This window comes from Shewanella sp. 10N.286.48.B5, from assembly GCF_002874355.2.
Taxonomy (GTDB): Bacteria; Pseudomonadota; Gammaproteobacteria; order Enterobacterales; family Shewanellaceae; genus Shewanella.
Map to the genome: position 1 here is coordinate 2747376 of NZ_MCVG02000001.1, position 17926 is coordinate 2765301.

A 17926-nucleotide genomic window follows, 5' to 3' on the forward strand; every position below is an offset into this window, starting at 1 on the left:
TAATGAGCAATAAAGTACATTTAGGCCACACGGCCAGAAAACGTTTTGGACAAAACTTTTTAACTGATGAAAGTGTGATCAGTCGGATCGTGGGCGCCATCTCGCCAGATAATGACCATGTTATGGTTGAAATTGGCCCAGGCCTTGGCGCATTAACTGAACCTGTTGCTGAATCAGTTGATTGCCTAACTGTAGTCGAATTAGATAGAGACTTAGTCGAGCGTTTAGAAAACCACCCAGTATTAAAGCATAAGCTTAATATCAATCAGGGTGATGCACTGAACTTCGACTTTAGCCAGTTGCAACAAGACGGCAAAAAGATGAAAGTATTTGGTAATTTACCGTACAACATCTCAACGCCGTTAATGTTTCACTTATTTGAGTTCGCTGAAATAATTGAAACCATGCACTTTATGCTACAAAAAGAAGTGGTTTTGCGCCTTTCTGCAAGTCCAGGCACTAAAGCTTACGGCCGCCTAACTGTGATGGCGCAGTACTACTGTAAAGTGGTACCTGTACTTGAAGTGCCGCCACAAAGCTTTACTCCGGCGCCAAAGGTCGACTCTGCAGTGGTACGTTTGTTGCCATACGATGTAAAACCATTCCCGTGTAAAGATGTCACCGTTTTACGTCATCTATGTACCACAGCCTTTAATATGCGCCGTAAAACACTACGGAATAACTTAAAGCACATGATAACAGATGATGAGTTCAGCGCGCTGAACATTGATTCGACTCTTCGACCGGAGCAAATAACTGTCGAGCAGTATGTGGCACTTGCAAATTTAGTTTGCGATAAAAATCTATAATTCTAAGGGCACTTTTCATTGAAAGTGCCCTTTCGTTTTTAGGAAGTTTAATGTCCTCTGTAGCCCCCAAAATTAAAATAAAAGTTGAGACTAACTATTTAGAAGAGCAGTCATCAGCAGCAGAATCAAAATATTTATTCAGTTATACCATTACCATCATTAATCTGAGCGACATTGCAGTGACACTCAAAGATCGCCACTGGATTATTACTGACTCAAACGGTGAAAAAAGTGAAGTGCAAGGCCCTGGCGTGGTCGGAGAAACACCGACTATCGAACCTAATACAGCTTACCAATACTCAAGTGGCACAGTATTAGAAACACCCGTTGGCTTTATGGAAGGCTCATACGGCATGAGCAGCGCCCAAGGTGAAGCTTTTAAAGCTGCAATCCCAACATTTAGATTAGCCGTCCCAGGGATTCTACAATAATCCTATGGCACATTATTTTGTTGGCGATATACAAGGCTGTTTTGAAGAATTACAACTGATCCTCGCTAAAGTGGACTTTAACCCTTCAAAGGATGAAGTATGGGCTGTCGGCGATTTAGTCGCCAGAGGTAATGGCTCCTTACAAACTTTACGCTATTTAAAATCATTAGAGGCCAGTGCCAAAATAACTTTGGGTAATCACGACCTGCATCTATTAGCCCTTAACGGCAACATTAAAAGACCCAACCCCAAAGATAAGCTTGCTGAATTGCTAAGCGCTGATGATTTACCCGACTTAATTACTTGGATAAGAAAGCAACCCTTGGTGCAGACACTGCCCTCCCACAATATCATCATGAGCCATGCAGGCATTCCACCGCAGTGGGACTTAGCGACCTTACTCACAGAAGCTAATGCGGTGAGCCAAGCATTACAGCAAGATGATTATATCGATTCACTAATTGCAAAAATGTACACCGATGATGCAGAGCGCTGGGACAGTACAGCCATAGGCTTGCCAAGACTGCGATATTGCATCAATACCCTAACGCGAATGCGCTATTTGTTTGCTGATGGCAGTTTAGACTTTAAATGTAAATCCCCCATTCAAGACAAACCACCACAACTCACGCCTTGGTTCGAATTCAACTCCCCGTTAAAACAAAGCCACACTTTGGTATTTGGTCATTGGGCGGCGTTAATGGGCGTGGTTAACCAACCTAATATGCAAGCACTGGATACAGGATGTTGCTGGGGAGAGCATTTAACCCTATGGCATTTAGAAACCAACGAAAAAATACAACAGCACAAAATAAAATCATAAATAAATAATTAAACTTTCCAGTAACAAAGCCGATACAGTTATTGGATCTCCAATGATCATACAGCCCTGAGTGATCAAAGAGATAAATTCGGGATAAAATAATAACAGCCGGAGTATGCTATGAAAATTAATGTTGCCACCAGAGTGATTGGCGGTTTTACCGTTGTGACTCTCCTTTTGATAGTTTTAGGTGGCGTGTCTTTGCTCACCAACAATAGCATCAAGGACAGTACTAGCACCTTACAACAAGTTAGTTTGCCTGCCCTTACTGCTACCGGTGAATTAACGCAAAACTTAAGCGCCCAGCAAATTCACATTCTATTCGGTTACTACACTGATCAATCAGCTCAAATTCCAGCAGTCAAAAAAAATATAAACACTGAATCAGTGGAATTTAACAAAAAACTCAATAACTTGACTGGGTTAATTTCTGGTAGACAAGAGTTTTCCAGTAACCTTTCTCAGCTTAAAAACAGCTACCATAATTTTGAAAAAAATAGCGCTTTAATGCTAATAGAGCATGAAAATGCATTATTAAAACATGAACAACTATTACAACTTCGAGATAATTTAGAAGACAGCGCAGATGATGCATCATCGATTTTATTAGACCTGATAGATCTAGAGTTGAGTGAAGATACCACTAAACAAAGTATTGCAGCTGCAGCGGGAGTCGTTGATAGTAATTTCATCAATATTATTACCACCATTTATGATTTAGTTGCCGCTAAAGAAAACGCTAAATATGAAGTAATAGTGAATGAGCTAGAGTACATGCTCAACGATACCCGCACAAAGATTGAGCATATCAACTTACAAGGCCGCGGTATTATTAGCGATAGCACTCTTAATGATTTAAACGTAGAAAGTGATGCTGTATTTGCCCTAGTGACAGGTAATAACTCCATAGTTACCTTGAAAGGCCAGCAACTAAAGCATGATCAAACCGCTGCCGAAATGTTAGCTGCAACCGATAAAGACCGTTTAGACGTTAATGCTAGAATGAACGAGCTAGCTAATAAAATTGAAAACTTCACAGCTAAAATAAGTGACGATGCAATTAAAAATATCGATTCGGCTACTATCCAAACAATGCTGGTAGTTATTCTGGCCATTGTGGTGGCAATTATCGTCAGTTACGCCGTAGTGAAACCATTAACTCGCTCATTAGAAAAAGTAAACCAGGCGCTAAATATTCTTGCCTCTGGAGATTTAACTCATAAATTAGATGATTCAGGCCATGACGAGTTCGCGCTACTAGCTAAAAACTGTAACAGCTTAGTGGATAGTTTAAGTGACTTAATCGTCGGCATTTTAGACCGCTCGAATCAGTTGGCTGCTGCAGCAGAAGAAACGTCAGCAATTACCACCCAAACTACATCTGGTATTCAAGAGCAAAAAAATCAAGTGGATCAAGTGGCCACCGCAACTACTGAGCTAAGCTCTAGCGCCCAACAAGTTTCAATGAGCGCCGATCAAGCCCTTGAACAAATTAAGCAAGCCGATCAAGAAACTCAGCATATGCGCACACTTGCTGAAGAGAATAAAGTCACTATTCTTGCCTTAGCAGAAGAAGTCGCTAAAGCGGGCGTGGTGATCAATAAGGTCCATACTGATAGCGCATCAATCGGCTCTATTCTTGATGTAATTCGTGGTATTGCAGAGCAAACTAACTTACTGGCATTAAACGCTGCGATTGAAGCTGCCCGCGCGGGTGAGCAAGGCCGTGGTTTTGCTGTTGTCGCCGATGAAGTGCGCAGTCTTGCTTCTAGAACCCAAGAATCGACTAGCGAAATTCAGCAAATGATTGAAGTGTTACAACAAGGTGCACAACAAGCAGTGACGGTCATGGAATTAGGCCGCACACAAGCAACCAGCTGTGTCGATAAAACAGAACAAGCTAACTTGGCCTTAGAAACCATTAGTCAGTCAGTACATAAAGCTTACGACTCTGGTAATCACATTGCCCAAGCCGCTCAAGAGCAAAACTTGGTCAGTCAGCAAGTCTCTGAAATGCTAGAGCACATTGCTGCTATTTCAGAAGAAACCGCCATAGGCGCAGATCAAACAGCACAATCAAGTCAGCAAGTAGCAATGCTGTCTGAAGAGCTACAAAGCTCTGTGAAGGAATTTAAAGTTTAACGACTCACAAGAAAAGGCTCTTTAGAGCCTTTTTTATTGCCTTTAAAGCCTAATCGCGCCATGACTTAGCAATGATTTGCGGCAATAAAAACCATAAGCAACAAAAAACCGCCCTAAGGCGGTTTTGGCAGTCAAAGCTATCAACTTTATTTATGCATAAGATTATATTTGATAATTCACAATTGCTATCACCAAATTAATCAATGCGCTTTACTCACCACTATTAATGCGATCTTGAACTGCAGCAGTAATAGCACTACCACTATGGCCATTGCTATTAGCCCAATCAAGAATGCTTTTCCCGTCGGCTTCTGGTGAACTTAAATCACCAGCAGGAAGACGTTTAGCGATGTACTCACCCACTTCAAATGAATTTGCATTATAAGCGGTTCTTAATAAGCTTGCGCCATCACAAGAAACACCGGTATAGATATTACGTAATTTAACACGACTTTCTTTGAGTTTTTTACGTAGTCGATTTTTATCATTCGATTTAACGTAATCACAAATACTTGCCACAAGTTGATCGGTATCAGCGACTGCTGGGGTTGAAACTGAAGATGCTGCAATTAGGACGGCGACGGCCACAGGCATTAAACGCATCCGATACTCCTTTGTAGGTATTATTATTTTCAGCTTACCATCAAGGGTAAACCTCTATTCAGGGTAAAACAGCTTGTAATTTAACATTTTCTCACAAAGGTGTTAAAGCTATATTGCAATTGTGCTGCATTAACCTGATTAACCTTATCTTGTAACGTCCAGCTATCATCATCCCACTCGGGGAAAAAAGTATCGCCATCAACAGTTAGCTCAATGAAGGTTAGATATAATATATCGGCCAGCGGTAAAATTTCTTTATAGAGCTGCCCACCACCAATGACAACTAATTCATCACAATCTGTAACAAGTTGTTTAGCTTGCTCAAATGAACTCACACATGAAACGCCTTCAATGTGATAATCTGCTTGGCGGCTGATGACAATATTATGTCTACCTGGAAGCGGTCTACCAATAGATTCAAAGGTTTTACGCCCCATCACCACAGGCTTACCTAAGGTCATCGCCTTAAAATGCTTTAAATCTTCAGGTAAGTGCCAAGGCATTTTATTATCTTTACCAATGACACGATTATTGGCCATGGCGGCTATCATTGCGATGCGCATATAAAAATCCTTATTTGATGCTAAAACGGGGGTTAAATAATAGGTCTGGTTCGATAATACACTAATGAGGGCATTGCTAAGCCGACTGATAATGCCCCAAGAATGAATACGGTTTTCAGGCCATTAAGAATGACTATCGAAGTTAAATCACTGCTGACTTGCTCTTGGACACTCAGTTGTACCAAAGCTATCAAGGTATTGTATGCATAGGTACCCGGTACCATGGGTATGATAGCTGCAACAGCATACATTAGCGGCGGCGCGAGGTGACGCTTAGCAAAGCGTATCGTAATAATACCAACGATGGCTGCAGCTGCAAATGTCGCCCACTCTATGGGCATATCAAAATGCATAAGTAGGCTTCTTGAACTATGCCCTATGGCGCCAGCTACCGCACAAAAAGGTAAGTATCGCTTCGGGACATTAAACAACATCGCAAAGCCTAGCGCTGGTATTGCTGAAAAAAGTCCATCATGCAGCAATTCTAAAATAAGATTCATATAAACAAAATCCCACCCAATGCCATTGAAAGTGTAATCCCAATGACAGTAGCCAGTGTTAAGAGTGTCGCGTGGCCCCAGCGAGATATACCCACATTCATATGGCCTTTAACCATATCTGATATCGCATTAATTAACGGAAAACCGGGCACTAACATCAGCACACTGGCAGCCATTGGGGTTTTAGGGGTTGAGGTTAAATCAGTGATGAAGCCGATTTGGGCAATGATTGTGGTGATAAAAGCGGTAATGGCAAAGATAATGAGTGCATTAAAGTGCTTTTTGACTAATGATAATCGCACTGACATACCAATAGCTGAAGCACAGAATGTAATAAGACACGCGGTAATATCACCACCAAACAAGTGACAAAAACTCGCACAAGATAGCCCAATCATCGGGATCAAATATTTTGCCGGATAACTCTTAGGCTCAATGATCTCTAAGCGGCGTTTAACTTGTTTGGCATTGCACACTCCGCGCTCTGCCAAGAGGCAAATGCGTTGTACTTCACACACCACCTTCATATTGATGCCATGCTCTCGAATGCGTCGGGTTGTAGTTATACAGCGGCCATGGACTAAACTGGTCAGTACAAGGGAGTTGGAGGAAATTGAAAGTTCAACGCTGGCAAGACCCAGCGCTTTACCTAAGCGCTGACTGATCTCTTCAACAAGATCAGACTCAGCGCCATAGGCTAGAAGTAATTGTGCACTTCGTACAACAAGACGAGTGATATCATTTTGAGTTTCTGCGTACACTTGTCTCTCGACTATTAACGTTGGTAAATGATTTCCACATCGTAGTCATCGTCATCGAAGTCATCATCAAAGTCGTCGTCGTAATTTTCATTTACCGATTCAACGCTAGCTTCATGGTAGTTATCCCATTTAAACTCAACTTCATCATCTGGGCTAGTGCCTTCATCTTCAGGAGGAAGTGAATTGATGAAATCTAATAGTTTTAAGCTAATGTCTTTAGTGTTCGTTCGGTTGAATGCTGACATAGTGTAAATGTCACCCTTCCAATCCATTTCCTTAACAATGCGATCCATTCTTTCTGCAAGTTCATCTTCATGCAATAAATCGATTTTGTTAAAGACTAACCAACGTGGCTTAGCTGCAAGCTTTGGTGAATACTTTTCAAGTTCAGCCACAATTGAACGCGCAGATTCAACCGGATCACTGCCATCAATAGGATCGATATCGATGATGTGTAATAACACACGACAACGTTCCAAATGCTTCAAGAAACGAATACCAAGACCAGCACCATCTGAGGCACCTTCAATCAAGCCAGGAATATCGGCGATAACGAAGTTTTGCCCAGGTCGTGGACTTACCACACCAAGGTTTGGTACTAGTGTCGTAAACGGATAATCAGCAACTTTTGGTGTTGCACGAGATACCGCACGAATAAAGGTTGATTTACCTGCATTTGGTAAGCCCAATAGGCCGACATCAGCAAGTAACAATAATTCCAGTTTTAAGAAACGTACTTCACCAGGCGTACCTAATGTTTTCTGTCTCGGCGCACGGTTGGTACTGCTTTTAAAGCGCGTATTACCTAAACCGTGGAAACCACCTTTAGCCACAAGTAACTTTTGGCCATGGGTAGTCAAATCACCTAATAATTCTTCAGTATCGAAATCAACAGCACGCGTACCCACAGGTACTTTAAGCATTAAATCTTCACCGCCATGACCGGTACAATCACGGCCACGTCCATTTTTACCACGCTCAGCAATATGCGAGCTGACAAAACGGAAATCAATAAGCGTGTTCATGTTTTCATCTGCGACTAAAAATACACTACCACCATCACCGCCGTCACCACCATCAGGGCCGCCGTCTGGCACATATTTTTCACGTCTGAAGCTAACGCAGCCACTGCCACCGTCACCCGCTTCAACTCTGATTTTAGCCTCATCAATAAACTTCATACATACTCCTGACACCACTTAATGTGTCAATTATAACCTCAAAAGATTGAGATGTGCAGGGAAGCGTAGAAGATACAATCACCATAAATCGCTTACTGCAAAATAAATAATCAACGATGCAAAACATCGCAAATACCGCACGTAAATTTAATCCACTAATTTTTAATAAACTAAAGTCTAGCTAACTAAATCAACAATGAAGTAAAAAAACACAAAAGCCCCGCCAGAAGGCGGGGCTTTCAAAGACTGATTAGAGTCTAGATTAAGCTTCGATGCTAATAAACTTACGGTTATTAGGACCTTTTACTTGAAACTTAACTTTACCGTCTGTTAATGCAAACAAAGTATGGTCACGACCAATACCTACGTTTACACCAGCGTGGAATTTAGTACCACGTTGACGAACGATGATGTTACCAGCTACAACTGATTCACCACCAAAACGCTTAACACCAAGACGTTTACTTTCCGAATCGCGGCCGTTACGAGTAGAACCGCCAGCTTTTTTATGTGCCATGAGTTAGACTCCTAAATTATGCGCTGATCGCTGTGATTTTAACTTCAGTGAACCATTGACGATGGCCCATTTTCTTTTCGTGATGCTTACGACGATTGAACTTTTGAATAGTTACTTTCTCACCGCGACCGTGGCTAACCACTTCAGCAACAACTTTACCAGTTGCAACTAGAGGTGTACCAACGTGAACGTTCTCACCATCAGCAACCAATAATACTTGATCAAACTCTACAGTTTCACCAGTAGCAACTTCAATTTTTTCTAAACGAACTGTATGACCTTCAGCAACACGATGTTGCTTTCCGCCACTTTGAAAAACAGCGTACATAGCTATTTCACTCCAAATGGACTAACACTCCGGTTCATTGTTATGTTGATACCGGGTGCTAAAAACTTTTAATGACAATGGGCGCGGATTCTACGGCAAGATTTGCATTCTGGCAAGCGTTAAATTTGAATCAATAAAAAAAGCTCGGCTTAACTCCCACTATCTAAGAACAAAAGCTGCCTAAAGCATGAAAATTCGGTAAAATTTGTTAATATACAATTTGAACCTTATATAGTGGGCAATATAATTTTGTCCGGTAGCCTAATAACTAGAGACCATTATGGATTTAAACGCCATTCGTCAACTAGCTGATAACGACATGCAAGCCGTAAATCAGTTAATTTACAAACAACTTGAGTCTGATGTTGCATTAATAAACCAACTCGGTTTTTACATTATCAATGGCGGTGGTAAACGACTACGTCCATTACTTTCAGTTTTAGCCGCTCGTGCTATCGACTATAAAGGTGAAGAACACCTAAAGTTAGCTGCCATTATAGAGTTTATTCATACGGCATCACTACTACATGATGATGTTGTTGATGAATCAACCTTACGACGTGGCCGTAAAACCGCTAATGCCCTTTTTGGCAATAGCGCTAGCGTGCTTGTTGGTGACTTCTTATACACTCGCTCATTCCAGATGATGACTGAGTTAGATAGCATGAAAGTACTGCGCGTACTGGCTGACACCACTAACATTCTTGCCGAAGGCGAGGTTTTACAATTAATGAATTGTAATGACCCTGAAACCACCGAAGAGAATTATATGCGAGTGATTTACTGCAAAACAGCTAAATTATTCGAAGCCGCGACCTTACTCACAGGTGTTATTGCAGATGTGAGCAAAGAGCAACAACACGCATTAGGTGAATACGGTAAATTTTTAGGTACCGCATTCCAACTAACCGATGACTTGCTTGATTACACTGCAGATGCTGATGAGCTAGGTAAAAATATTGGTGACGACTTAGCCGAAGGGAAACCTACCTTACCGCTAATCTATGCCATGGCACACGGTAATGATGAAGCTAAAGCGCTGATCAAAGACGCAATTGAAAATGGAGATGGCACCAAAGCTATCGACGAAATCGTCGCAGCCTTAAAAGATTCAGGTGCATTAGAGTACACCAAGCAAAAAGCCGATGAAGAAGCGGATAAAGCCATTGCGGCATTAGCGCCAATTGCTGATAGCGAATACAAAACCGCGCTTATCTCATTAGCTAAGATTTCAGTTCAGCGTAATAACTAAAAACCACTAAACTAAGCTGTTACTGAATATTAAAATGCACTTGATTGCTATCAAGTGCATTTTTTATTGCTAAGACCTACACTTGCCAATCAATTGGCGCACTATTTTTTGCCACTAATAATTGATTAATAATTGAAAAATGTTTGCAGCCAAAGAACCCACGATAAGCCGATAACGGCGACGGGTGCGGCCCTGAAAGAATATGATGCTGAGGTGAGGTTATCCAGCGGCCTTTTTTTATCGCGTGAGCGCCCCACAGCACAAATATAATAGGTTCAATTTGTTGATTAAGGCATTGCATTACTTGGTCAGTAAAATGCTCCCAGCCCGCTTTTGAGTGCGAATGAGCCTTACTTTCTTCAACGGTTAATACCGTATTAAGCAATAACACCCCTTGTTTAGCCCAAGCCGTTAGGTTGCCATGTTCGGGAATGATAAAACCACTGATATCTTGCTTAAGCTCTTTGTAGATATTTACCAAAGAAGGCGGCGTTTTCACTCCAGCTTGTACCGAAAAACATAAACCGTGAGCTTGCCCTGCCCCATGATAAGGATCTTGCCCTAATACAACCACTTTTACCTGCTTCAATGGCGTTAGATCAAAAGCTGCAAAGGTCTCATTTTCTGGAGGGTATATCACCTTGCCTTGCTGGCGCTCTGTCGCTAAAAAATTCATTAATTCAAGATAATAGCCTTGCTGTTGTTGCTCATTAAACAGCTGCTGCCAATTCGCATATTTCATCTCATACCTACCTATAACCCCTAAACCAATCTACAATTATTTAACAACACATTACTAAAGATGCCTAAATGCAAATTGAAAAGCTCAAAATAACTCAAACTGGGTTTACGCTTATTGAACTGGTTGTCGTCATTATTATACTGGCTATTTTAGCCGTCATCGCTTTGCCTAAGTTTATCAACCTTCAACAAGATGCGCATGTGGCAAATGTAAAAGCCACTGGCGGCAGCTTCGCAACCGGTATCAGCCTCGCGCATATAAAATGGGCTGCGTTAGGCCATTCAGGCCCTGCTGATAATCTGCCAATATTTGAAAATGCCGGTACTGATGGCCAATTAGATATTAATGAGTGGGGATATCCAGCACAAAACTGGCCTCCGTTTGAGCCATCACCAAGGCTAAACAACGTCGCTGATTGTATATCGGTATGGGAAACCGTACTACAAGATGCCCCCAGTGTTTCCACCACTGCCGATGAAAACGTATCAGATTACCAAGCCACCTATATAAATCCTGATCAATGTCGCTATTTTTATAACTCTCTAACGACTTTATCTATTTACTATGACTCTCGAAATGGTCAAGTGATCACTGACTCTGACCCAGACAGTTAAAATGACGTTATTGCTTAATAATTGGATCGAACCCGCAAACTTAATGGTTTTTTACCTGAATTTAAGTTTTAAAGTGGGTAAACTAATTGCAATTAAACCAGTACTAAAAAGTGGAAAATATGTCAGAAGAAAAAACTGAAACAACAATGTACCAAATTGCTGATCAATTTATCGCGCTAGCAAACCAACTTAGCCAGCAAGAAAACGATATTGGCAAAGTCGGTACTGCCCTTCGCTTTGCTGCAGCACGTTACAATGCATTTGAAGCTGCAATTAAGTCTTCAAATTTAGAAGCTGAAAAAGATAATGCCTTAGAGTGGTTTTCTGAGGAGTTCAAAGGAATGTTAAGTGAAAACTTAAATGACCATATAAAGAACCCACCAGGAAGCCAGCAGGCATCAGAAGAGGCCGTTGTAGAGAAAGACGATTCAGTACAAGTATTTAAGAACTAACAACTGCTTTAACCAAAAAAAGCCATCGCAAGATGGCTTTTTTGTTCTCTCTATCTGTAATAAATACTATTTAAAATAGATTTATCAACACCCGAACTGCCAGCAAGATAAGTACCACACCCGATAACTTATCAATCAATGCCGCTTTGTTTCGTAACCGATTTAAGATCGGCCCATGGGATAACACCACGGCAATAAGGGTGTACCAAAGCCCATCAACAACCAAGGGCGTTAGCACAATAACGGTTTGACCTGCCATGGTTTCAGCTGCAAGCACAAACTGACTAAATAATGCTAAAAAGAATAATAAAATCTTTGGGTTAAATAATGATATCGCTAAACCGTCTCTTGCAGCCTCAAGTAAAGATGCTGGCACTCCTGCTTGTAGCTTTTGCTCCATACCACCTTTAGAGTTTAGTGCTTGAAACCCCATCCAGGCCAAATAAAGCGCCCCCAGAATCGCAATACCGTTAAACACAATTGGCGACTTTTCTAGCACCACTGCAAGCCCTAATAAGGTCACCAAAGCATAAACACCAATACCTATTGAATGTGCCCAGGCACAAACAACACCATGTAATCGCCCACCAGATAAAGTATGTTTTAACACCATAGCTAAACTAGGACCTGGAGACATGGCTCCTAAACAACAGATAGCCAATAGACCTAACCACGTACTAAACGCCATTTTATTTCCCAAATCATTAATGAGTGAATATTCTTACAATTAAATACAGATGATTATATTCATTTAATTATCTGCAGTTTAATAAAGGCGTAACGTTACCATGAATGACCACTGACAACATGGGTTTAACCTCAAATTAAGTAAAACTTGATATAGTCGCCTATATCTTCTGCATAATTAACTGAGAACACATCCTATGGCCTTATTGCTGCCAATATTACTTGGATTACTACTAACCGGTATCGGTTTACTGATTATCCTAAAACTAAAAGGGAATAATATTCCTACTGCGATCATCGTGTTACTTAGTTTTATGACCTTATGTTTTGGCGGGGTGTATGCTTTTTTACAAAAAGATGAAGATTACAATGCTTATAAACGCTTGCAGTGGCAAACGCTTAACCCAAGCCAAATAGCGCCTTTAGTTGAGCAAGGCTATACTGTATTTGTGGATGTATACGCGGACTGGTGCTTGCCTTGTCGAACCAACCAAGCCAATGTCACCCATAGAGAAAAAGTCGTTAATGTACTTACTGCAGATAATATCATTTTAATGCAAGGCAATTGGACTGAACCTAATGCACTTATCGAAACCTATGTAACCAATGAAGGCGGCATGGGTACGCCATTCAATAAAGTTTACGGCCCTAAGTACCCACAAGGGGTTAAGCTGCCAACAGTGCTCACCATTGAATCATTGTTTGATACTTTAGATGCGGTTAACTGATTCGATTAGTGTTTAGCAAGTTCAACTCAATAAATTTATCGCAAAAAAAAGACTGCAGATGCAGTCTTTCTTGTTCAAGTTAAACGCTTAAAAGCTGTAAGTTAACTTACCGTAGTAGAAGCCACCGTTATAATCGAATGGACCACTTTCATAGTAAACTGCACCTAGAGCACCTAAAGTACCGTCTTTAAGCTTTTGAGCTTCTTGGTCGAAGATATTATTCGCACCCACTGAAATAGTTAATGCATCAACTACCGTATAACTCACTTCAAGGTCAACAGTGAAAGCAGAATCTGCCGTTTCAGAACCCCAATCAGACGTATCATCAGCATGGGTTGCATAGTATTCACCAAAGTAATTACCACGTAACGATACGTTTAAATCGTCCCAGGTTTGATTCCACGTTAAGGTCGCACGATGAGCAGGAATACCATCTTCTAAACGACGCACTTTACCTTCGTCAGTAGTATCTGGATCAAACTTATCAACGTTTGTATCCGTCCAGCCATAGGCAAGACTGAACATTGAGTCACCAGACATCAGCTCTGTTTCATACGAACCCACAATATCAATACCTTGAGTTGTAGTATCAAAGTCATTGGTATAATAAGTAACCGCCGAAATTAACTCAGGAAACTCTACTCCCGCCGCTCTTAACGCATCATAATCATCCGCTTGTACTTCAATTTGACTTGACTGCGCCAGACGACCTGTCACTTCAATATTGTAGTAATCAACCGTTAAGAAAAAGTCTTCATACTCAAATACCGTACCTAACGCATAGCTGATGGATTCTTCCGGTTCTAAAACTTCACCACCATAAAATGCCGCTAATGGATCCGTTGGTGGAGCAATAAATGTCTGGATCAAATCACCGTTTACAATCGAGGTTTGAGTGTTAACCACATTCTCTTGACCGACTGTTGGTGCTCTAAACCCAGTGCTGTGTGAGCCACGAATTGACAAGTAATCATTCACTGAGTATTGGGTTGAAATCTTATAATTTAAGGTATCGCCGAAAGTAGAAAAGTCCTCATAACGCAGCGCTAAACCCAATAACCAATCATCAGTTAAATACGCTTCAACATCGGCATAAATACCAATATTGGTTCGAGAGTTTTTACCCGCAGCTTCAGGACCAAAACCTTTAAAGCCATGGGAACCAATATTGAAACCTTGATCTGCGTATGGGCCAGCTAACCAAGAAGCTTCTTCACCTTGAGTAATTTCAAATGACTCTTCACGCCACTCAAAACCCGTTGCAAAGCTAATATCTTCAATTGAGCCAATGGTGAAATAACGCGAGAAGTCGAGGTTGACTGTGGTTTCAACTTGCTCGTAAGCACCGGTATCAAAATCAGTTTGAGTATCTTCAGGGTTAGCCGCTAAACCTAAAGAAGGGTTAAGCGAGTTCCTTAAGCTAAAACTTGCTTTGTTGGCACCGGTACCTGCACTGGCATCATAAGCCCACTCACCAAATTCGCCTTCAAAACCTAAGAAGAAAGACATATCTTCAATGGTCCCAGCAAATTGAGGGGTATAACCACCTGGGCGCACTTGGTTCATTGAGAAACAGTTAGGATCTGCAACCATTGCTGCATATTCAGGGGTATCAAGTACATTAGGTACATTTGCAGGCACAACATCACATGTTGATGGATCGCCATTTACTGCCCCCACTAGCAAGGTTTCGCCGCCATCAAGGGAGTAAACATTGCCACGGTTATGGGGGTTACGGTAATAGAAGCCACCCACAGCATCTCTTGACGATACGTTACCAAATGCATAAAGGCTGTGCTTGTCATTAAAGTCAAAGCCAAGATTCGCAAATACAGTGTAATCATCTTTAATTTCTGGGTTACCCCATATTTGGGCAGGATCATTAACGAATGTGTTTCCTCCCGCAATTAAACCCGCAGCATCAGGGCGCTGTACACTGCGACTGGTTGCATCAGCAGTTTTGTATTGCGCACTAATATTAACGAAGCCAGCATCTGTTAACGGCAATCCGATGTTGCCATCCACGGTTGTCGTTGCACCATCGCCTTCATAATATTCACCGTGAGAAACAGAGACAGAGCCACCTTCAGCGCTATCTTTTAATTGGAAGTTCATTACACCTGCAATGGCATCAGAACCATATTGCGCCGCGGCACCATCACGCAGCACTTCAACTTGCTTTAACGCAATACTTGGAATCACCGAAATGTCAGGCCCTTGAGCACCATCATTTATGCCACCTCCTTGGAATGCAATGACAGAAGCACGATGACGTCGCTTACCATTAACAAGGATTAAAGTACTGTCTGAAGGCAATCCACGTAAATTGACTGGGCGTACAAGGGTTGCAGCATCACTAATCGGCTGAGCGCGCGAGTTAAATGATGGTACTGAGGTGACCAACATATCAATCATGTCGGTAGAGCCATTCTTCCTTAAATCATCAGCGCTAATGATATCGATAGGTACAGGGGACTCACCCACTGAACGAGGTGCAGCGCGGCTACCTACAACAGCAATTTTTTCTACATTGTCTGCAACTTCTTCCGCAGCTGCGACTTGAGTAGACATGACTGAACCAGTCAATGCTACTGTAATTGCGAGGCTTAATGAGCTAAAGCCAAACTTGGTTGTTTTCTTTAGATTGGTCATCATGTGGTCTCTTTATTTATTATATTTTTGCTTGTGACTCATTTTTATTCATAAACATATGATTAAAAATCGTCTCTCCCAAAATGAAATACATCATCTCAGTTACATTTCTATAACAAATGCAAGCTAATTGCGAACAATTTCGATTACCTCTCAAAACAATCTACGCATTTCGAGGTAATAACAGAGTAAAAGACTAAAACACTAACTAAATGAATAGCAAGGCAGTTGATAACGCTGACTTTATACTTACAAACCAATTAACCATGAGGCTCAAGAACACCTTTCCAGTTCAAAAAACCATCAAAACTGAACGAATAGATAATGCTAACCATCAGCCATTATAGAGCAAAAACTCCATACTTTTTAATACTATAATTTTACAAAGCTATAGAATGTTGTTGACCTGTTAACTAAAACCACTCTAATCTAAACGCCTGTTTGAAATGCAGCAAAAAAAACAACAAAGGGGATAAGCATGGGGTATGACGCAGATAAAGAACTCAATCTACAGCAATATGATTCATTGGTAGATTTGATCGAACAAACTTGCCAACGTTATGGGGATAATGTGGCTTATGCTTGTTTGGGGAAACAAACCACCTTTAAAGAACTCGAACTTGCTTCACGTCAGTTTGCCGCCTACATGCAAAACCATAGTCAGCTAAAACCTGGGGATCGCATCGCGATTCAGTTGCCAAATATCACTCAATTTGTGATTGCCGCATACGGTGCAATTCGTGCGGGGCTAATCATAGTCAACACTAACCCGCTGTATACTGAACGTGAGCTAATCCATCAGTTTAATGATTCCGGCGCAAAAGCCTTGGTGGTGTTATCTGACTTATTACCCACATTAAATAATGTAGTTGCGAAAACTGATATTGAATTAGTCATCAGCACCCATGCACTGGATTTAATTAATCCTCAGCCTCAAGCCGACACCCCTTTTGCAAAAGTCGAATTTAACCACATGCTCGCCTTAGGTGAACAATCAAGCTTTAGTCCTTACAAACCTCAGCAAGAAGATCTAGCCGCGCTGCAATACACTGGCGGCACCACGGGCTTATCAAAAGGTGCCATGCTAAGTCATCGCAATATGTTGGCTAACTCAGGCCAAGTAAAATCGCGTATTGCCAGCACTATGACTGAAGGCAAGGACATTTTTGTCGCGCCGTTACCGATTTATCATATCTATGCCTTTATGGTGAATTTAGTCCTGTATTTTGAATCTGGCAGCTGCTCAGTGCTAATCCCTAACCCACGCGATATTGCAGGCTTAATAAAGACTATGGCCAGTTATCCGTTTACTGGCTTTGCAGGGCTTAATACTTTATTTGTTGGCCTATGCCACCAACCAGAATTTCAAGCATTGGATTTTAGTAAATTAACCATTACGCTCTCTGGCGGCACAGCACTGACAAGTGCTGCGGCAAATATTTGGCAAAAAACTACTGGCAGTATGATATCTGAGGGTTATGGCTTATCAGAAACTGCCCCGGTAGTGAGCTTAAATGCGCCGGGTTACCAAAAGTTAGGCACTATTGGTAAACCTGTATTGGCCACCGAGGTTAAAATATTAGATATAAACGATGAAGAAGTGCCATTAGGTGAAGCTGGCGAACTTGCAGTTAAAGGCCCACAAGTGATGCAAGGCTATTGGCAAAAGCCTGAAGAAACCGCCAAAGTCATGACCCGTAACGGTTATTTTAAAACCGGCGATATTGCAGTCGCTACTGAAGATGGTTTTCACAAAATAGTCGATCGCAAAAAAGACATGATTATCGTTTCAGGTTTTAATGTTTATCCCAATGAAGTGGAAGATATTTTATCCCAAAACGAATTAGTGCTTGAGTGCGCGGTAGTCGGTGTCGAAGATGAAAAATCCGGTGAAGCAGTTAAAGCAGTGATCGTTTTAAAAGATCCCTCAATTGATGAAGCGCAAACCAAACAGCAAATTTCAGATTATTGCCGCAGCCAATTAACAGCCTATAAAATTCCACGCATTATTGAATTTACCGAGCAACTGCCGAAAAGCACTGTGGGTAAAATCTTACGCCGCGAGTTAAGAAAGTAGCAGTCCACGGTATATGATTTAAAAGAAATATCATTCGTAACAACATCAAAAATGCCTTCACAAT

At 41.4% G+C, this 17926-nt stretch carries 19 protein-coding genes; 9 read left to right on the plus strand and 10 right to left on the minus strand.

Going from position 1 to position 17926, the window contains the following annotated elements:
- Positions 1-2: 2 nt before the first annotated feature.
- From rsmA to BCU57_RS11810, 4 genes are all read left to right on the plus strand, one after another.
- Entirely contained in the window at positions 3-809 is an 807-nt protein-coding gene (rsmA, locus tag BCU57_RS11795) for a 16S rRNA (adenine(1518)-N(6)/adenine(1519)-N(6))-dimethyltransferase RsmA (protein WP_076541204.1), read from the plus strand.
- Positions 810-859: 50 nt separating this feature from the next.
- Positions 860-1240, plus strand: coding sequence for a Co2+/Mg2+ efflux protein ApaG (gene apaG / locus BCU57_RS11800; RefSeq protein ID WP_102438854.1), 381 nt, complete (start codon positions 860-862; stop codon positions 1238-1240).
- 4 nt (positions 1241-1244) lie between these two features.
- Positions 1245-2063 (plus strand): symmetrical bis(5'-nucleosyl)-tetraphosphatase, encoded by an 819-nt coding sequence (locus tag BCU57_RS11805; protein ID WP_102438856.1) that lies wholly within the window; start codon positions 1245-1247, stop codon positions 2061-2063.
- Positions 2064-2183: 120 nt separating this feature from the next.
- The gene (locus tag BCU57_RS11810) at positions 2184-4205 is read left to right on the plus strand and encodes a methyl-accepting chemotaxis protein (protein WP_102438857.1); all 2022 of its coding nucleotides are present in this window, start codon (positions 2184-2186) and stop codon (positions 4203-4205) included.
- Between the two features lie 210 nt (positions 4206-4415).
- Here BCU57_RS11810 and BCU57_RS11815 read toward each other — a convergent pair whose 3' ends face one another.
- The 7 genes from BCU57_RS11815 to rplU all read right to left on the minus strand — a co-directional run bounded on the left by BCU57_RS11815 (position 4416) and on the right by rplU (position 8658).
- A complete protein-coding gene (locus BCU57_RS11815; protein ID WP_102438859.1) occupies positions 4416-4808 on the minus strand; it encodes a DUF3718 domain-containing protein in 393 nt (130 codons plus the stop codon).
- An 80-nt stretch (positions 4809-4888) separates the two neighbouring features.
- Positions 4889-5371 carry a type 3 dihydrofolate reductase gene (gene folA, locus BCU57_RS11820; protein ID WP_102438861.1) on the minus strand — a complete coding sequence of 161 codons (483 nt, stop codon included), beginning with the start codon at positions 5369-5371 and terminating at the stop codon, positions 4889-4891.
- Between the two features lie 32 nt (positions 5372-5403).
- Positions 5404-5871 carry a threonine/serine exporter family protein gene (locus BCU57_RS11825; protein ID WP_102438863.1) on the minus strand — a complete coding sequence of 156 codons (468 nt, stop codon included), beginning with the start codon at positions 5869-5871 and terminating at the stop codon, positions 5404-5406.
- The gene (locus BCU57_RS11830; protein ID WP_102438865.1) at positions 5868-6632 is read right to left on the minus strand and encodes a threonine/serine ThrE exporter family protein; all 765 of its coding nucleotides are present in this window, start codon (positions 6630-6632) and stop codon (positions 5868-5870) included. Before BCU57_RS11830 ends, BCU57_RS11825 begins: the two co-directional genes overlap by 4 nt.
- 14 nt (positions 6633-6646) lie before the next feature.
- The gene (gene cgtA / locus BCU57_RS11835; protein ID WP_076541219.1) at positions 6647-7813 is read right to left on the minus strand and encodes an Obg family GTPase CgtA; all 1167 of its coding nucleotides are present in this window, start codon (positions 7811-7813) and stop codon (positions 6647-6649) included.
- 262 nt (positions 7814-8075) lie between these two features.
- Positions 8076-8330, minus strand: coding sequence for a 50S ribosomal protein L27 (gene rpmA, locus BCU57_RS11840; RefSeq protein WP_055024328.1), 255 nt, complete (start codon positions 8328-8330; stop codon positions 8076-8078).
- A gap of 16 nt (positions 8331-8346) precedes the next feature.
- Positions 8347-8658: a 50S ribosomal protein L21 gene (gene rplU, locus BCU57_RS11845; RefSeq protein ID WP_102438867.1), complete on the minus strand. Its 312-nt coding sequence runs from the start codon at positions 8656-8658 to the stop codon at positions 8347-8349.
- A 280-nt stretch (positions 8659-8938) separates the two neighbouring features.
- On the opposite strand from rplU, the gene ispB reads away from it, so the two are divergent.
- Positions 8939-9910, plus strand: a complete 972-nt coding sequence (ispB, locus tag BCU57_RS11850) for an octaprenyl diphosphate synthase (RefSeq protein WP_102438869.1) — start codon at positions 8939-8941, stop codon at positions 9908-9910.
- A 76-nt stretch (positions 9911-9986) separates the two neighbouring features.
- On the opposite strand, the gene ung is transcribed toward ispB, so the two are convergent.
- Positions 9987-10652, minus strand: a complete 666-nt coding sequence (gene ung, locus BCU57_RS11855) for a uracil-DNA glycosylase (RefSeq protein ID WP_102438871.1) — start codon at positions 10650-10652, stop codon at positions 9987-9989.
- Positions 10653-10720: 68 nt separating this feature from the next.
- Between ung and BCU57_RS11860 the strand changes: the two genes are divergently transcribed.
- Together BCU57_RS11860 and BCU57_RS11865 are read left to right on the plus strand one after the other, a co-directional pair.
- Positions 10721-11266, plus strand: coding sequence for a prepilin-type N-terminal cleavage/methylation domain-containing protein (locus tag BCU57_RS11860; protein WP_102438873.1), 546 nt, complete (start codon positions 10721-10723; stop codon positions 11264-11266).
- 119 nt (positions 11267-11385) lie between these two features.
- Entirely contained in the window at positions 11386-11718 is a 333-nt protein-coding gene (locus BCU57_RS11865; protein ID WP_102438875.1) for a DUF3144 domain-containing protein, read from the plus strand.
- Positions 11719-11788: 70 nt separating this feature from the next.
- On the opposite strand, the gene BCU57_RS11870 is transcribed toward BCU57_RS11865, so the two are convergent.
- Complete coding sequence (locus BCU57_RS11870; protein ID WP_102438877.1) at positions 11789-12406, minus strand: LysE family translocator; 618 nt, start codon at positions 12404-12406, stop codon at positions 11789-11791.
- A gap of 196 nt (positions 12407-12602) precedes the next feature.
- Between BCU57_RS11870 and BCU57_RS11875 the strand changes: the two genes are divergently transcribed.
- On the plus strand, positions 12603-13133 hold the full coding sequence (locus tag BCU57_RS11875) for a thioredoxin family protein (RefSeq protein WP_102438879.1): 531 nt from the start codon (positions 12603-12605) through the stop codon (positions 13131-13133).
- A gap of 87 nt (positions 13134-13220) precedes the next feature.
- On the opposite strand, the gene BCU57_RS11880 is transcribed toward BCU57_RS11875, so the two are convergent.
- A complete protein-coding gene (locus BCU57_RS11880) occupies positions 13221-15788 on the minus strand; it encodes a TonB-dependent receptor plug domain-containing protein (protein ID WP_102438881.1) in 2568 nt (855 codons plus the stop codon).
- Between the two features lie 475 nt (positions 15789-16263).
- On the opposite strand from BCU57_RS11880, the gene BCU57_RS11885 reads away from it, so the two are divergent.
- A complete protein-coding gene (locus BCU57_RS11885) occupies positions 16264-17862 on the plus strand; it encodes an AMP-binding protein (protein ID WP_102438883.1) in 1599 nt (532 codons plus the stop codon).
- Positions 17863-17926: the final 64 nt, after the last annotated feature.

Excerpts from the sequence above, each read along its gene's own strand:
- BCU57_RS11860 (WP_102438873.1), top strand. The coding sequence starts at position 10,721 with ATGCAAATTGAAAAGCTCAAAATAACTCAAACTGGGTTTACGCTTATT.
- folA (WP_102438861.1), bottom strand. The coding sequence starts at position 5,371 with ATGCGCATCGCAATGATAGCCGCCATGGCCAATAATCGTGTCATTGGT.
- BCU57_RS11870 (WP_102438877.1), bottom strand. The coding sequence starts at position 12,406 with ATGGCGTTTAGTACGTGGTTAGGTCTATTGGCTATCTGTTGTTTAGGA.
- cgtA (WP_076541219.1), bottom strand. The coding sequence starts at position 7,813 with ATGAAGTTTATTGATGAGGCTAAAATCAGAGTTGAAGCGGGTGACGGT.
- ispB (WP_102438869.1), top strand. The coding sequence starts at position 8,939 with ATGGATTTAAACGCCATTCGTCAACTAGCTGATAACGACATGCAAGCC.
- BCU57_RS11875 (WP_102438879.1), top strand. The coding sequence starts at position 12,603 with ATGGCCTTATTGCTGCCAATATTACTTGGATTACTACTAACCGGTATC.
- BCU57_RS11880 (WP_102438881.1), bottom strand. The coding sequence starts at position 15,788 with ATGATGACCAATCTAAAGAAAACAACCAAGTTTGGCTTTAGCTCATTA.
- BCU57_RS11885 (WP_102438883.1), top strand. The coding sequence starts at position 16,264 with ATGGGGTATGACGCAGATAAAGAACTCAATCTACAGCAATATGATTCA.
- BCU57_RS11825 (WP_102438863.1), bottom strand. The coding sequence starts at position 5,871 with ATGAATCTTATTTTAGAATTGCTGCATGATGGACTTTTTTCAGCAATA.
- BCU57_RS11815 (WP_102438859.1), bottom strand. The coding sequence starts at position 4,808 with ATGCGTTTAATGCCTGTGGCCGTCGCCGTCCTAATTGCAGCATCTTCA.
- apaG (WP_102438854.1), top strand. The coding sequence starts at position 860 with ATGTCCTCTGTAGCCCCCAAAATTAAAATAAAAGTTGAGACTAACTAT.
- rpmA (WP_055024328.1), bottom strand. The coding sequence starts at position 8,330 with ATGGCACATAAAAAAGCTGGCGGTTCTACTCGTAACGGCCGCGATTCG.
- rsmA (WP_076541204.1), top strand. The coding sequence starts at position 3 with ATGAGCAATAAAGTACATTTAGGCCACACGGCCAGAAAACGTTTTGGA.
- BCU57_RS11810 (WP_102438857.1), top strand. The coding sequence starts at position 2,184 with ATGAAAATTAATGTTGCCACCAGAGTGATTGGCGGTTTTACCGTTGTG.
- BCU57_RS11805 (WP_102438856.1), top strand. The coding sequence starts at position 1,245 with ATGGCACATTATTTTGTTGGCGATATACAAGGCTGTTTTGAAGAATTA.
- BCU57_RS11865 (WP_102438875.1), top strand. The coding sequence starts at position 11,386 with ATGTCAGAAGAAAAAACTGAAACAACAATGTACCAAATTGCTGATCAA.
- rplU (WP_102438867.1), bottom strand. The coding sequence starts at position 8,658 with ATGTACGCTGTTTTTCAAAGTGGCGGAAAGCAACATCGTGTTGCTGAA.
- ung (WP_102438871.1), bottom strand. The coding sequence starts at position 10,652 with ATGAAATATGCGAATTGGCAGCAGCTGTTTAATGAGCAACAACAGCAA.